Annotated in this window: 13 protein-coding genes and 1 pseudogene; 7 read left to right on the forward strand and 7 right to left on the reverse strand. The window is 69.5% G+C overall.

The window, feature by feature from the left end:
• Positions 1–1,103: chemotaxis-specific protein-glutamate methyltransferase CheB (gene cheB / locus C468_RS04330; protein ID WP_193788243.1), on the reverse strand; the 1,103-nt coding region annotated here is incomplete at its 3' end.
• Between the two features lie 102 nt (positions 1,104–1,205).
• On the opposite strand from cheB, the gene C468_RS04335 reads away from it, so the two are divergent.
• From C468_RS04335 to C468_RS04350, 4 genes are all read left to right on the forward strand, one after another.
• A complete protein-coding gene (locus C468_RS04335) occupies positions 1,206–1,691 on the forward strand; it encodes a chemotaxis protein CheW (RefSeq protein WP_008847652.1) in 486 nt (161 codons plus the stop codon).
• Positions 1,692–1,868: 177 nt separating this feature from the next.
• Positions 1,869–2,564 carry an RAD55 family ATPase gene (locus C468_RS04340; RefSeq protein WP_008847653.1) on the forward strand — a complete coding sequence of 232 codons (696 nt, stop codon included), beginning with the start codon at positions 1,869–1,871 and terminating at the stop codon, positions 2,562–2,564.
• Positions 2,564–2,950, forward strand: a complete 387-nt coding sequence (locus C468_RS04345; RefSeq protein WP_008847654.1) for a hypothetical protein — start codon at positions 2,564–2,566, stop codon at positions 2,948–2,950. Before C468_RS04340 ends, C468_RS04345 begins: the two co-directional genes overlap by 1 nt.
• Positions 2,951–2,993: 43 nt before the next feature.
• Positions 2,994–3,602, forward strand: a complete 609-nt coding sequence (locus C468_RS04350; RefSeq protein WP_008847655.1) for a DUF7504 family protein — start codon at positions 2,994–2,996, stop codon at positions 3,600–3,602.
• A gap of 23 nt (positions 3,603–3,625) precedes the next feature.
• Here C468_RS04350 and C468_RS04355 read toward each other — a convergent pair whose 3' ends face one another.
• Complete coding sequence (locus C468_RS04355; protein WP_008847656.1) at positions 3,626–4,228, reverse strand: hypothetical protein; 603 nt, start codon at positions 4,226–4,228, stop codon at positions 3,626–3,628.
• Between the two features lie 119 nt (positions 4,229–4,347).
• Between C468_RS04355 and glmM the strand changes: the two are divergent.
• Positions 4,348–5,713, forward strand: a pseudogene (gene glmM / locus C468_RS04360) (phosphoglucosamine mutase).
• A 50-nt stretch (positions 5,714–5,763) separates the two neighbouring features.
• Here glmM and C468_RS04365 read toward each other — a convergent pair.
• The 4 genes from C468_RS04365 to hemC form a co-directional block, all read right to left on the reverse strand.
• A complete protein-coding gene (locus tag C468_RS04365) occupies positions 5,764–6,162 on the reverse strand; it encodes a hypothetical protein (RefSeq protein WP_008847657.1) in 399 nt (132 codons plus the stop codon).
• 213 nt (positions 6,163–6,375) lie between these two features.
• Positions 6,376–7,254: a uroporphyrinogen-III synthase gene (locus tag C468_RS04370; protein WP_008847658.1), complete on the reverse strand. Its 879-nt coding sequence runs from the start codon at positions 7,252–7,254 to the stop codon at positions 6,376–6,378.
• Positions 7,251–8,036, reverse strand: coding sequence for a uroporphyrinogen-III C-methyltransferase (gene cobA, locus C468_RS04375; protein WP_008847659.1), 786 nt, complete (start codon positions 8,034–8,036; stop codon positions 7,251–7,253). Before cobA ends, C468_RS04370 begins: the two co-directional genes overlap by 4 nt.
• Positions 8,029–9,255 (reverse strand): hydroxymethylbilane synthase, encoded by a 1,227-nt coding sequence (hemC, locus tag C468_RS04380; RefSeq protein WP_008847660.1) that lies wholly within the window; start codon positions 9,253–9,255, stop codon positions 8,029–8,031. The genes cobA and hemC overlap by 8 nt, the downstream gene beginning before the upstream one ends.
• Before the next feature lie 716 nt (positions 9,256–9,971).
• On the opposite strand from hemC, the gene C468_RS04385 reads away from it, so the two are divergent.
• Positions 9,972–11,168, forward strand: a complete 1,197-nt coding sequence (locus tag C468_RS04385; protein WP_008847661.1) for an orc1/cdc6 family replication initiation protein — start codon at positions 9,972–9,974, stop codon at positions 11,166–11,168.
• A 504-nt stretch (positions 11,169–11,672) separates the two neighbouring features.
• A complete protein-coding gene (locus tag C468_RS04390) occupies positions 11,673–12,950 on the forward strand; it encodes an aminotransferase class V-fold PLP-dependent enzyme (protein WP_008847662.1) in 1,278 nt (425 codons plus the stop codon).
• A gap of 60 nt (positions 12,951–13,010) precedes the next feature.
• Here C468_RS04390 and C468_RS04395 read toward each other — a convergent pair whose 3' ends face one another.
• Positions 13,011–15,158 (reverse strand): dipeptidyl-peptidase 5, encoded by a 2,148-nt coding sequence (locus C468_RS04395; RefSeq protein ID WP_008847663.1) that lies wholly within the window; start codon positions 15,156–15,158, stop codon positions 13,011–13,013.
• Between the last annotated feature and the right edge of the window lie 206 nt (positions 15,159–15,364).

Genomic DNA, 15,364 nt, shown 5'->3' on the forward strand with positions numbered 1-15,364 from the left:
CCCCCCACGATCGCGCCGGCCACGTCGTCGAGGTCGTGGACCTCGTCGACGCCGCCCGTCTCCACGGCTCGCTTCGGCATCCCGTAGATGACGCAGGTGTCCTCGCTCTGCGCGATCGTCCGCGCGCCGGCGTCGGCCATCGCCCGGATCCCCTCCGCGGCGTCGGCGCCCATCCCGGTCAACACGACGCCGACGAGCGGCCCGTCGACCACCTCGGCCGCCGAGCGCATCGTCACGTCGGCGGCGGGCGTGACCGACTGCGAGTCGTCCTCGACGAGCTTCACGCGCAGCCGTCCCGACCGGTAGCTGTCGATGCGGGTGTGGCTCCCGCCGCGGGCGACGAGCGCCTCGCCGGAGCCGATCCGGGCGCCGTCGCTCGCCTCGCGCACGTCGTACGCCGAGGCCTCGTCGAGCCGGTCGGCGAACCGCGAGGTGAACGCCTCCGGCATGTGCTGGACCACGACGACCCGGCAGTCGGCCATCGGCAGCGCCGCCATGACGCGCTCGACGGCGTTCGGTCCGCCGGTCGACGCGCCGATCACGACCGTCAGCGGGCCGTCGACCTCGGCGCTCGCGGTCGGCGCTGCGGGGCTCGCCGCGGTCGAGGCCGTCGACTGCGGGCCGCTGTCGGCGGTCTCGCGCTCGCGGCGGTCGCGCGTCGCCGCGTCGAGGTCGGCGTCCGCGACCGACCGGACCGCCTCGACGAGCCGCTCCGACTCGCGTGAGACCCCGGTCGACACCTCGCCGCCGGGCTTCGAGAAGAAGTCGACCGCGCCGCGTTCGAGCGCCTCGAAGGTCACCTCCGCGCCCTCCGCGGTGTGCGCCGAGAGCATCAACACCGGGGTCGGCGTTTCGTCCATCAGCCGCTCGACGGCTTCGAGCCCGCCCATCCCGGGCATCTCGACGTCCATCGTCACGACGTCCGGGCGCGTCTCGGCGACCACCGACAGCGCCTCGGCGCCGTCGCCCGCCTCGCCGACGACCGCGACCCCCGCGTCGGTCAAGAGGTCGGAGATCAGCCCTCGCATGAACGGCGAGTCGTCGACGACGACCACCCGCAAGGAGTCGTCCCGACCGCCTCGCCGATCCGTCGTCCTACTCATGTACGGAAGCGGGCCCAGAATCAGCATAAATGCACGGACCCGGTAATCACACCTGATAATTCAGGGGACACGGTTATTGGTCCCTTCGCCGCAGGCTCTTCCATGGCAGCCATCGAGACGGACGCCGAACCCACGAAAGTGCTGGAGTTCGGGCTGGGCGACGGGACGTACTGTCTGGACATCGGGGTTATCGACGAGATCGTCGACGCCGGCGAGCTCACGCGGATCCCCAACTCCCCCGACCACGTCGAGGGCGTGATGGACCTGCGCGGGCGCACGACGACGATCGTCGACCCGAAGACCCTCTTCGCGATCGAGGAGGACGGGCCCCGCGAGCGGATCGTCGTGTTCGACAACGAGGAGATCGACGAGGGTGGCACCGTCGGCTGGATGGTCGACGAGGTGTTCCAGGTCCGCGATGTGGCGCCGGAAGACGTCGACCAGGCGACCACCGTCGACGACGAGGGGGTCAACGGGATCGTCAAGTCCGACGACCGCTTCGTGGTATGGGTCTCCCCCGACGTCGACGAGGTCGAGGACCTCGACGCCGCCGACCTCGCCGCGGACGGCGAAGAGGCCGACGCGTAGCGCGCCAGACCGCGAGCGCGCCGGACTGAGAGCGCGCCGGACTGAGAGCGCGCCAGACCGCGGGGGGTACCGGCGCTTGTCCGGACCGTCCGTCGATCGTCCGGACCGTCCGTCGATCGTTCTCACCCGTGAGAACCGGGTGACAACCCTTATCTGACGACCGACAAGTCGATCCGTATGCGCGCCTCAAGCGGCGTTCCCGGGTTCGACGGCCTCGTCGCCGGCGGCTTCCCGGAGAATCGCCTGTACGTTGTCAGCGGTCCTCCCGGCAGCGGGAAAACGACGTTCTGCTCGCAGTTCGCCGCGCAGGGCGCCCGTAACGGCGAGGACGTGCTGTACATCAGCATGCACGAGACGAAAGAGGGGATCCGCCGCGACATGGGCGGCTACGACTTCGGGTTCGACCGCGCGCTCGACACCGACCGGATCACCTTCCTCGACTCCTTCTCCTCGGACGGCCGCCGGTTCTTCGGCCTGCCCGGCGAACGGCGGGACCACTCGGGAGTGACGAACCGGCTCACCGGCTTCATCAACTCTCGAGACATCGACCGGGTCGTCTTCGACTCCACCATGCTGTTGCGGTTCCTGCTCGACGACGACGAGGACACGATGATACAGCTGCTCTCCTCGCTGAAGCGCACCGACGCGACCACCCTGCTCATCTCCGAGATGACCGACCCGAGCGCCTACTCCGAGGAGCACTACCTCGCGCACGGCGTCGTTTTCATGCACAACTACCTCGAGGACGACGGGATGCGCCGCGGGATCCAGGTGCTGAAGATGCGCGGGACGGACGTCGACACGGACATCCAGGGCGTCGAGTTCACCGACGGGGGGCTCCGGGTCGGCTCGGCCGCGACGGTGAGCCGCTGATGTACGACCGGACCTTCGGCACGGAGTGGGACGACCTCTCCCGCGAGGAGGCGGTCGAGCGCTCCTTCGCGCTCGGGGTCGCGGCGGGCGTCGGCAGCGCGCGGCCGGCCGAGCTCGACCGCGTCCTAGACGCCTTCGAGAACGCGTACGACCGGAGCCTGATCGAGCTCGCGTACGACGAGGGGCGGACCAAGGCGCTCGAGGCCGCTCCCGAGGCCGACGACGCCGAGGCGGTCTGGGACCGGCTCGTCGACGCTACCGGCGCTCCCCGCGGTTCGCCCGTGTCGGCGGCGCTGCCCGGAGCGATAACGGAACTGACACTCACGCGGCGCCCCCGCGAGGGCCCCCCGTCGTCACTCGACTTCCCGTCGATGCTCCGGAAGTGATCCCTCGGAAGGGTTTTACCCGATACCCCCTCAACCCAGACACATGACAGTACTTCCCGACGCTGTCCGCGACGCCGACAGCGTGCTCGTCACCGGGCCGCCGATGAGCGGGAAGTACGACCTGTTCAACCGGCTGCTCGCCGAGTGGTCCACCGGGCCGGTCGTCATCTCTACCGGCCGCACCGCGGAGAAGGTCCGCGGCGACTACGAGGCGATCACCGACCGCGACGGGGACGAGGTGGTCGTCATCGACTGCGTCACCCACGAGCAGGGCGACAAGCGCGAGGACACCCCGACGACGAAATACGTCGCCAGCGCCGGCAACCTCACCGATATCGGGATCAAGTTCACCGACGTCGTCGAGTCGTCGGCCGGCCGCGACCGCGCCGTCGGCATCTACTCGCTGTCTCAGCTGTTGATGTACTGGGACCCCGAGCGAATCTACCGGTTCACCCGCGTGATGACCTCGCAGACGTCCGGAGAGGGCTGGCCGTTCGTCGGCGTTGTCAACTCCACCGCCCACGACGAGCAGGTGGTCCACACCCTCCACGAGCCGTTCGACGTGATAGCCGAGACTCGCGTCGAGGGCGACGACCGGGAGTTCCGCGTCCGCGGCCGGGTCGGACAGCCCTCCGAGTGGATCCCGTTTTAAAATATCCGGCCGGTGTCAACGCCTCACCCGACCAGCTCGAACTCGGCGCCCAGCGGCGGGCCGTCGACGATCCCCCAGTAGACGAACCGATGTGTGCCGGCGCCCAGCGGCGGGCACACCGCGAGGTCCCGGTCGGGGACCGCCGACGCGATCACCGCCTCCTCGAGGTCGATCGACCAGATGTACGCGCCGCTCGGGTCGAGCGTCTCCTCGGTCCGGGGAAGCTCGACCGTCTCGCCGGAGCTCGACCCCCGCACCTCGAGCCAGCCCTCGCCCGTCTCGCGCTGGAGCGAGTAGGCGTGCTTGCCGAGGACTCTCCCCGGCTCGTCGCCGGTGTTGCGGAACACGAGTCGCATCGACTGCCCGTACGTCTCGGCGTTCCCCTCGGTCGCCAGCTCGAACCGCGTCCCCGCGGCGTCGACGACGGTCCCCTCGACCGGCTCGTCGAAGGGGGGAGTCAGCCGAACGAACGCGTCGTCCTCGCAGGTCAGCGTCTCCGGGACTCCTTCGGGGCCCTGCGGGCCGTCGCCCGCGGCGAAGTCGAGACACCCGGCGACCCCGACCGAGCCGGCGGCGGTGAGGGTCGCCGCGCCCGTTGCCAACAGATCGCGTCGCGTGCGCTGCATGACGGCACGTTGGGGCGCGGCCGGCTTGAACCGCACGCGTCGGCGCCGCCCGTGTGAGCACGCCTCCCTCCCGCCCCGCGTTCGGAACCGCTTTCCCGTCGGCCGGCGGATGGTCGCCCATGGAGCTGTTCGGATCCAGCGGCATTCGCGGGGTCGCGCTTCGGTACCTCACGCCGGAGCTCGTCCTCGACATCGCGAAGGCCGCCGGTACGACCTGGGACGCCGACCGGGTCGCCGTCGCCCGCGACACCCGCACCACAGGGGAGCTGTTCGCCAACGCCGCCGCGAGCGGGCTGGCGGCGGTCGGCTGCGACGTCGACCGGCTCGGCGTCGTCCCGACGCCCGCGGTCGGCAACTACTGCGAGGCCGCTGGCGTCCCCTGCGTGCTCGTCACCGCCTCGCACAACCCGCCGGAGTTCAACGGGATCAAGCTCGTCGGCGACGACGGCGTGGAGCTGTCGGTCGACGTGCTCGAACGCGTCGAACGGCGGGTGCTCGACGACGACTACGACCACGCGGACTGGCGGAACGCGGGCGCCACGACGCGGGTCGAGGGCGCCGTCGACGACTACGTCGACCAGCTGGTCGAGGCGGTCGACCGCGAGGCGATCGCCGACGCGGACCTCACGGTGGCGGTCGACCCCGGTCACGGCGCGGCGTCGGTGTCGTCGCCGCGGATCTACCGCGAACTGGGCTGTGAGGTGCTGACCGTCAACGCGACGCCCGACGGCCACTTCCCCGGCCGGCTCTCGGAGCCGGTCCCGGAGAACCTCACCGACCTCCAGCGGCTCGTCGCGACCACCGACGCCGACGTGGGGATCGCCCACGACGGCGACGCGGACCGCGCGGTGTTCGTCGACGAGACCGGGGCGTTCGTCGATGGCGACACCTCGTTCGCGGCGATGGCGGACGCCTGCCTGGACCCCGGCGACGCCGTCGTCAGCGCGGTGAACGTCTCCCAGCGGCTCGTCGACGTCTGCGACGCCAACGGCGCCGACCTCGAACTCACGCCCATCGGCGCGACCAACATCATCACGCGGACCCGCGAGCTCCACGAGGAGGGGACGAACGTCCCCATCGCCGGCGAGGGGAACGGCGGGGTGTTCTTCCCNCCCGCCGTACCGGCTCTCGCGGGACGGCGCGTACATCGGCGCGCGCTTCCTCGAACTGCTCGCGGCCGCCGACGGCTCGGTCAGCGAGGCGGTCGCCCCCTACGCCGACTACCACTTCGTGCGGCGTAACGTCGAGTACGCGGACGACGACGAGCGCGACGAGATGCTGTCGGCCGCGCGCGCCTACGTCGAGACCGCGGACGCCGAGCCGAACACGACCGACGGCTACCGGCTCGACTACGGGGACGCGTGGGTGCTCGTGCGCCCCTCCGGCACCGAGCCGAAGATCCGGATCTACGCCGAGTCCGCCGACGCCGACCGCGCCGAGCGGCTCGCGACGGACATGTACGTCGCGGTCGAAAGCGGGCGGTAGGAGGGTACGGTAGTCCGAGCGGAGACGGCGCCGCGAGCGACGCCGACCGCTCACTCCGAGACGACTGACACCGCCGGCTCCGAGGGACACTTCGCCCACCGTAGCGCGGCCGCGGCGTCGTTAAAAGGCTCGGCGTCGACCCCGTTGACGTCCATCGTCCGCTCGAGGTACCGCCGCTTGGGACGCTCGGCGACCACCGCGAACCGCGAGACGCCGCGCTCGGCGGCCGCCCGCGCGGCGAGCCGGAGCGTCTGCCGGCCGGCGTCCGAGCAGGGGCGCGTCGTCCGCACGACGAGCACGACGGCGTCGACCCGCCGCTCGTCCGCGAGCGTCCGCCACCGATCGAGGAGCGCCTCGCCGTCCGACGGGGAGAGCCCCGTCCCGTGCGGGAGCTCGACGACGAGCACCCCGTCGTCGACCCGGATCGACCATCGCTCGCTCGGTTCCATGCTAACCCTTCGCATGTGTCGGTTAATAAATGTGCGCACTTCAGTATCAGATAAGATAATTAGATAGCTGCGAAGTACCGTTTGAACCCCACCGAAACGCCGTATAGAGCCAAAAAGAACACTTTTGCCGTTGGTGCGACGACTGTCTCACGTCCCACTATCGATCCTGAGACCTGTCCGTTCGAGCGATCGTTCGACGAGCGGTCTGCGCGTTCACCGCGAACTCCGGTCGTCGCCGCCCGCGGCTCCCTCGTCGCCACCCGCGCCTCCCTCGTCGTCACCCGCGCCTCCCTCTCCGCTTTCTCCGCCTCTCTCTCCGTCCCCTCGGCCTCCGCCGACCGCGTCGACGACGGCCCGCGCGAGCGCCTCGAAGTCGGCATCGTCGGGGACCACGTCGACGTCGATCCCGCTGTCCGCGGCCGTCTCCGCGGTCGGCGGTCCGATCGCGCCCACGACCGCGTCGTTCAGGCCCCCGACCGCCGCCTCGCGGACCCCGCGCGCCGCCGCGGCGTCGAGGAAGTGGGTCACCGTGAGCGAGGAGGTGAACGCGGCGGCGTCGAGGTCGCCCGCGGCGGCCAACTCCGCGGACCTCCCGGCTCCCTGCGGGCGCGTCAGGCGGTAGAGAACGGTCTCGTTCACCGTCGCGCCGGCCTCGCGGAGCCCCGCCAAGAGCACGTCGCTGCCGTGGTCCGAGCGCGCCACCTCGACGCGTTCGCCGTCGACGCGGCCCTCCAGCGCCGCCACCAGCCCGGCGGAGGTGTACTCGTCCGGGACGAGGTCGACGGTCCAGCCCGCCGCCCGCGCCGCGTCCGCGGTCGCGGGGCCGATGGCGACGAGCGTCGCGTCGCCCGGCTCCCAGCCCGCCGCGGCGGCGAGTTCGACGCCCGTCTTGCTCGTGAGGACGACGCACGGCGCCGACTCGGGGGTCTGACCCGTCGGCTCGACCGCGAGCATCGGGTCGGCGACGGGGTCGGCGCCGAGCGACGCCAACAGCGACTCGGCGTCGTCGATCCGCTCGTCGTCGGGCCGGAAGACGGCGACGCGAGGGGTATCCGAGTCGCCGTCGCCCGTGCCGTCGGACTCGTCGCTCACGCGTCGCCACCCCGATCCCCGTCGTTCTCGAGGAACTCCGCCACCCGGTCGCGCGTCGCGGCCACGTCGCCGATCACGGTGATCGCGGGGGGCTCGATCCCCGCCTCGTCGCGCACGTCGACGATCGTGTCCAGGGTGCCGGTCGCGACGCGCATGTCGGGCCACGTCGCGCGCTCGACCAGCGCGACGGGGGTGTCGCCGTCGAGGCCCGCGTCGCGGAGCTCCGCGGTGTAGGCGGGGAGCTTGCCCACGCCCATCAGCACGACGATGGTGCCGCCGGTGGCCGCGAGCGCGTCCCAGTCGACCGCTGACTCCTCTTTGGTCGGGTCCTCGTGGCCCGTGACGAAGGAGACGGAGGAGGCGTGGTCGCGGTGCGTCACCGGGATCCCGGCCACCGCGGGGCCCGCGATCGCGGAGGTGACGCCCGGGACGACCTCGAACGGGACTCCGGCCGCCGCGAGGTGTTCGGCCTCCTCGCCGCCGCGCCCGAAGACGAACGGGTCGCCGCCCTTCAGGCGGACGACCGACTTCCCCTCGCGCGCCAGTTCGACGAGGCGCCGGTTCGTGTACTCCTGCGGGGTCCACTCGCCGCCGGCGCGCTTGCCGACGTCCTCGCGCTTCGCCTCCGGAATCTGTCCGAGGATCTCCGGGCCGGGGAGCTTGTCGTGGAGGACCACGTCGGCCGACTCGATCAGCTCGGCGGCCCGCACCGTCAGCAGGTCCGGGTCGCCCGGCCCGGAGCCGACGAGGTACACCGTTCCGAGGGCGTCTCCCTCACTCATCGTCCGCCCCTTCGCGGGTTCCCTCGTCGACTCCGGCCTCCTCGCGGGCGGCCTCGATGAGGTCCGCGGCCCCTCGGTCGGCCAGATCGGCCGCGAACTCCTCGGCGGCCTTCGCGTGCGACCGGATCGGGAGGTCGCGGGTGTCGGCCACCTCCTCGGTGCCGTCGGTCGAGAGGACGCGGACGCGGGTGTGGACGTGCTCGCCCTGCACGAGCGCCGAGACGCCGATCGGGGCGACGCAGCCCCCGTTGAGCTCGGCGAGGATCGTGCGCTCGACGGTGACGGCCACCCGGGTCCGCGGGTGGTCGATCGCGGAGCGCACGTCCTCGATCACGTCCGGGTCGGTCGCGGTCACCGCGATGGCGCCCTGCCCGGCCGCGGGGACGAACTCCTCGCGCGGGAGCCGGGTCGTGGGGACCTCGTAGAACAGCTCCGAGCGCCGGAGCCCGGCCTCCGCGAGGACGATGGCGTCGTACTCCGTCTCGACCTTCCGCTCCATCGCCGAGCGCTCCAGATCGGAGAGCGAGTCGAACCACTCCTCGACGCTCTGGTCGAACTCCTCGTCGACTTCGTTCTCCTCGTCGGCGTCTCCTTCGTCGCCCTCGCCGAGCGCGTCCCAGTTCGGCTCGTCGGCGTCTCCGTCGCTCTCGTCACCGTCGCTCCCCTCGCCGCCCTTCTCGGCCGTCGCCGCGCGCGACTCGCCCGAGGCGATCAGCCGGCGCTCGTGTTCCGCCTGCAGACGCGGGGCGAGCAGCTTCTCGATCCGGGTGTCGACGTTCCCCCGGAGCGGCTCGACCACGAGGTCGGGTCGCGCGGCCTTGATCTGGGCGGTCCGGCGGAGCGAGCCGGTCCCGACGACGGAGCCGGACGGGAGATCCTCGATGCCGAGCCCTTCGGGGTTGACGACCACGTCGCCCGACGGGGCGCGCTCGGGGACGCCGGCGATCACCATGTCGTCCATCCCCTCGGTGGGCACGTCCTTCAGGGAGTGGACGGCGAGGTGGGCGTCGCCGTCGAGCACCTCCTCGTCGAGCGCGCGGACGAAGGCGCCGGTCTTGCCGAGGCGGTGGATCAGCTCGTCGGGGATCTGGTCGCCGCGGGTCTCGACGCGTCGGAGTTCCACGTCGCGGCGGCGGCTCGACAGGGCGTCGCGGACGGTCCCGGCCTGTCGGAGGGCCAGGTCTGACCCGCGCGTGGCGAGCCTGAGCGTATCGGTCATACCCGAAGTGAGGTCCCCCGCGTTCAAAAGCGCACTAGTTCGGCCGTGGCGGTGGGATGCCGGCGGAACAGCGGGAGCCCGACGTGAGGGTTTATAAATGTACTGCGGTGGAAATGTACTGCGGTGGAAATGTGCTGCGGTGGCGCGTGCCTCCGAGCGGCCGCCTTTGGCGGCCGCGAAGAGCACGCGCGAGGGAGTCAGTCGCCGGAGCGAAGCGGAGGCGACTGACGAGGCTGGGGAGGTGTGAGGTGCGGTTGCTGTGCGGGGCGGGCGGGACTCAAAAGGGTAGCCGCGCTCGGCTGGGGCTTTGGCGGTGTTCGCCGTCGATCCGGTGTCAACGACTTATAACCAACATTCTAGTCGAGGATGTGCGGAACAAAATCATCGCGAGCCCGAAACCGTCTGAACCGTCGCTGACAGTGAGAGAGTACATTTCGTGTGTTCTCCGAGGCGGTTGCAGGCTGTGTCGGATATCCAGTCCGACGAATTGCGAGAGTGGGTTTCGTGTGTTCGTGAGACGTTTACGTGGTGTATCGGGTAGCCGATATCCGCGAACTGCTCACAGTGAGAGAGTAGGTTTCGTGTGTTCTTGAGAAACCAACGTAGAAAACCGAGTGCAGGCAGGCCGGTTGTAGAAGATACGGTACGGATCGGTATCACACGAAACTCACGAACAGTAGTTTTATAAATAAATAGGTAGTTGCTGTTCTCAACGGATGTCGGGGCCCTTCAGCAATATTACGGAAACGATTTTTGCCGACAAGTCGGTTCTCACGGAAAGCTACCAACCGGAGACGATCCTCGAACGCGATGAGGAGATCGAAGCGTACAGCCATGCTCTTCAGGACGTACTGTTCGGACGCGAGCCTGAGAACGTCTTTCTGTACGGAAAGGCCGGTCTCGGGAAGACCGCTGTCACCGAGTACATGATGGACGAGTTGCGGGAAGAGGCAGCGACCCGTGAGCAGGCGGACGACCTGCACATCCACCAGATAAACTGTAACGGTCGAACGCTCTTTATGGTCGTTCGGCAGTTAGTCAACCGGCTGTTACCCGAAGGGGCGAGCGACTTCCCAAAGCGGGGGCTCGGGACGGGCGACGCGTTCGACGAACTGTACACACAGCTCGACCGAATCGGTGGGACCCACCTGTTTGTCATCGACGAGATCGACCACCTCGACGACGCAAACACGCTCTTGTACGAACTGCCGCGGGCACGTGCGAACAACCACATCTCGGAGGCGCTCGTCGGTATCGTCGGCATTAGCAACGACTACACGTTTCGCCAGTCGCTGTCGCCGAAGGTCAAGGATACGCTGATGGAGACGGAGATTTCGTTTAGCCCGTACGACGCGGGCGAACTCCAAACGATCCTTCGTCACCGGGCGGAGACGGCGTTCGTTGACGGTGTTTGCGACCAGTCGGCTATCGCGAAGGCGGCGGCACTCGCCGCACAGGACATGGGGAACGCACGACAAGCGATCGACTTCCTCCGTGTCGGATCAGAAGTCGCAGAGCGGGAGGGCGACCGACACGTGATCGATGATCACATCGAGCGCGCGCGGGCGCTCGTCCAGCGGGGCCGTCTCCAGAACAAGATCCGTGATCAGACCCAGCATGGCCAGTATATTCTCGAAGCGATCGCCACGTTGGCCAAGAGCGATGAACTTCCGGCGCGATCGAAGGAGATCCAGACGGTGTACGAGACGGTTGCCAACGCCCACGGGGCGTCACCGTTGACGACGCTAAAAAGCGTGCAGGACCACCTCTCCGATCTCCACATGCTCGGCTTTCTCATCCGGCACGAACAGAACCAGGGCCGAAGCGGCGGACAGTACTACGAGTACGAATTGGATCTCGATCCGGACATCATCGTCCAAACACGGCAGAAGATCGTTGAGCAGACCAGCTGAATGGATTTTCGGCCGCAAGTCTGCAGTTAGATACGGAACCGAAGAACAAACGAAAGGTACTCTCTTCGAAGGTACCCACCGTCTTTCACAGAACAGACGAAACGTACTCTCTCCGAATGTGGACGGGATCACTTCCGAGTCTGCTGAGGAACAGACGAAACGTACTCTCTCGATGTCAGTGACCCGCGATTGGAGTCGCGGGTTTCGACCTTGCTGATCTGTGGGACGGCCGGGGTCTCTCAGTCACGAGGAACTCACGAAATGTACTCTCTGAGTCAGTGCTCTGAGTCAGTGACCCGCGACTTCAGTCGTGGGCTTCCGCCTTGTTTATCTGCGATCCCTACCACACAGCAAAGAACACACGAAACGTACTCTCTTGTGCGAGAGTCATAACGGGGTTAATAAGGCCGAACCAGCGGTGGGGGCCAACGAAGCCGCCTCGCAGACACTGGCAACACGTACCGGACCGAAGGTGTGTTAGTGCTCGGGGCCCAAATCCGGGTAATGGGAGTTCAGGAACAGTACCCGTTCGACGTCGAGGCCGTCCGCGCCGACTTCCCGATCCTCGATCGGAAGGTCGGCGGCGATCCGGAGTCGCCGGGCGAAGGTCCGGGCGACGACACCCCGCTCGTCTACCTCGACAGCGCGGCGACCTCGCACACGCCGGACCCGGTCGTCGACGCGATCGCGGACTACTACCGCAGCTACAACGCCAACGTCCACCGCGGGATCCACCAGCTGAGCCAGGAGGCCTCCGTCGCCTACGAGGAGGCCCACGACACCGTCGCCGACTTCATCGGGGCGTCGGGCCGCGAGGAAATCGTCTTCACGAAGAACACCACGGAGGCGATGAACCTCGTCGCGTACGCGTGGGGGCTCGAAGAGCTCGGGCCGGGCGACAACGTCGTCCTCTCGCAGATGGAGCACCACGCGTCGCTCGTGACGTGGCAGCAGATCGGGAAGCGCACCGGCGCCGACGTGCGCTTCATCGAGGTGACCGACGAGGGCCGGCTCGACATGGAGCACGCCGCCGAGTGCATCGACGACGACACGCAGATGGTGTCGGTCGTCCACGTCTCGAACACGCTGGGCACGATCAACCCGATCGCGGAGCTGGCCGACCTCGCGCACGACCACGACGCGTACGTCTTCGCCGACGGCGCCCAGTCGGTCCCCACCCGCCCGGTCGACGTCGAGGACCTCGGCGTCGACTTCCTCGCCTTCTCCGGGCACAAGATGTGCGGTCCGACCGGCATCGGGGCGCTGTACGGCCGGGAGGAGATCCTCGAGTCCATGCAGCCGTACCTCTACGGCGGCGACATGATCCGGCGCGTCTCCTTCGAGGACTCCACGTGGGAGGACCTCCCGTGGAAGTTCGAGGCCGGCACGCCGTCGATCGCGCAGGGGATCGCCTTCGCGGCCGCGATCGAGTACATAGAGGAGATCGGCATGGAGAACGTCCGGGCCCACGAGGACCTGCTGGCGGAGTACGCGTACGACGAGCTCGACGCGCTCGGCGGCGTGGAGATCTACGGCCCGCCGGGCGACGACCGCGGCGGCCTCGTCGCGTTCAACGTCGAGGGCGTCCACGCGCACGACCTCTCCAGCATCCTCAACGACTACGGCGTCGCGATCCGCGCCGGCGACCACTGCACCCAGCCGCTCCACGACGAGCTGGGAGTCGCCGCCTCCGCGCGCGCCTCCTTCTACCTCTACAACACCACCGAGGAGGTCGACGCGCTCGTCGATGCGGTGGGTGAGGCGCGCGACCTGTTCGCGTAAGGATCAGCACGATCGAGGTGCTGTTTATAAACGCTCACGTCGCGGACGCCTACGATCACCTCACTCGAGCTCCGGCGGCCGCTCGCCGACCAACAGTTTCACGCCGGCCAGACCGCCGGCCGGCTCAAACCCGAACGCCTCGCCGTAGAAGGCGAGTTCGGCGGCGTGCGCCCGGGCGATGTTGTCGGCGTCGCGGAAGCCGTGGCGCTCTTCGGGGAACTCCACGTAGGCGTACGGCGTCTCGTTCGCGACGAGCGCGTCGATCATCGACGCCGCCTGCGCCGGCGGCACGACCTCGTCCTCGCCGCCCTGCAACAGGAGGAGCGGCGCGGAGATCCCCGCCGCGTGGGTCAGCGGCGAGCGCTCGCGGTAGGTCGCCTCGGCCTCGGGAAGCGGCCCGACGAGCCCGTCGAGGTAGCGCGACTCGAACTTGTGCGTCTCCTCGCTGAGCGCGCGCAGGTCCGCGACGCCGTAGTAGCTCGTGCCGGCGTCGAAGGCGTCGTGGAACGCCAGCGCGCTCAACACGGCGAACCCGCCGGCGCTCCCACCTGAGATCGCCAGCCGGTCGGGGTCGGCCAGTCCCTCCTCGGCCGCGTGGCGCGCGGCGTTGACGCAGTCGAGGATGTCGCGCACGCCCCACTCGCCGTCGAGGGCGTCGCGGTACGCGCGGCCGTACCCGGTCGACCCGCGGTAGTTCACGTCGAGGACGGCGATCCCGCGCGTGGTGAGGAACTGCGTCGACGGAGACAGCGTCGCGTCCGACCGGCTGGTCGGTCCCCCGTGAACGGTGACGACGAGCGGGGGCCGTTCCCCCTCCGGCGGCGTCACGTCGGGGTTGTGCGGGGGGTAGTAGTACGCGTGCGCGACGGCGTCGTCCGCGCCGACCGCGTCGCCGGTGGGCACGGTGACGGACCGCGGGACCGAGACGAACGCGGGATCGAGCGGGTCGTCGGTGGACTCGCGGAGGCGCGCGACGGACGCGTCGGCCTCGGTGGTCGCGTCGGTTTCGACGGACGCGTCGGTTTCGACGGACGCGTCGGCCTCGCCCGGCCCGCCGGTGCCGACCTCGTCCGGCGGCGCCCACTCCACGACGGCGCTCGGAGCGTCGGGCCGGTGCCCGAGGAAGGCGACGCGGTCGCCGGCCGACCGGACCGCCGCCGGCCGGAGCGAGGTGTACGGGAGGTCGGGGTCGACGAGGTCGAACGCCCCAGTGTCGGAGCCGGGATCGAGCAGCCGGAGGCTCGGCTCGCCCGCCTCGGTGTACAGCGTCGCGATCCGCCCGTCGTCGAGGAAGGCGTACGTCGATACCCCGAGCGTCCACATGGGAACCCCGAACTCCGCGTCCGCGGGATACAGGTTCTCGGCGTCGCCGTCCCCGACCCGGTAGAGGTTCCACCAGCCGGTCCGGTCGGAGACGGCGTGGAGGACGCCGTCGGGCGACCAAGCCGGCGAGCAGACCGACTCGTCGGGACCGCCGAGGGCGACCCGGCGGGAGCCCTCGACCGGGTCACCGTCGTCGTCGAGGTCGGCGACGACGAGCTCGGTGCCGTCCCAGGGCATGTTCGGGTGGTCCCACCGCAGGTACGCGAGCCGGTCGCCGTCAGGCGCTACCCGGGGAGCCGCGTAGAAGTCGCCGCCGGCGGCGACGACGGTCGGGTCCGGGATCGCGTCACCGCCGCCGGGATCGCCTCCCGGCCGGAGCGGGAGCCGAACGACCTCGTTGACGGGCTCGTCGTCGGTGCCGGGACCGGCGTGTCGCTCGCGGACCGCGTACGTCGTCTCCCCGTCGGGGGCGATCGCCACGTCGGCGTATCGGAGCGCGAGCGGCTCGGCGGGCTCCGGCGTGATCGGAACCGGGTCGGCGCTCCCGTCCGCCGGGAGGCGGTAGAGGCGCTGGTCGTCCATGCTCGCGGCGACGAGGGCGTCGCCGGCGACCGCGAAGTCGCCGCCGCCGTACTGATGGACGAGCGTCCGCGCGTCGAACTCCGCCGGGGCGAGTTCGGTCGGAGCGTCGTCGTCTCCGGCGGAGTCGCCCCCGGCGCTCCCGAGGGCTGACCGGCAGAGAACGCCGCGCCCGCCCTCCGAGGGGCGCCGCTCGAGCCAGTACGCGTGTCCGCCATCGACGCGGACGTCGGCGAAGCCGCGCCCGCCCTCGGCGACGTCCTCGGGTGCGATGGGCGAGGGCCACTCGCCGTATGGTGTCGACATGGCGAACGGATCGTCCGGCGTCGTCTTAACTCTGGTCCGGCGGCGGCCTCCGCCCGATTCGACGCGCGGGTTCGGGCACCCGAACGGACGTCCGATCGGCGCCTCGAACCAGATCCCTCGATCTGAGCCGTGACAACGGTGGTCCCACTACCGTTATCTCCTCCGTGACCGATAATTCACGCGGAGAAGAATACCAACCCACGTCG

This window comes from Halorubrum kocurii JCM 14978, assembly GCF_000337355.1.
Lineage (GTDB): Archaea > Halobacteriota > Halobacteria > Halobacteriales > Haloferacaceae > Halorubrum > Halorubrum kocurii.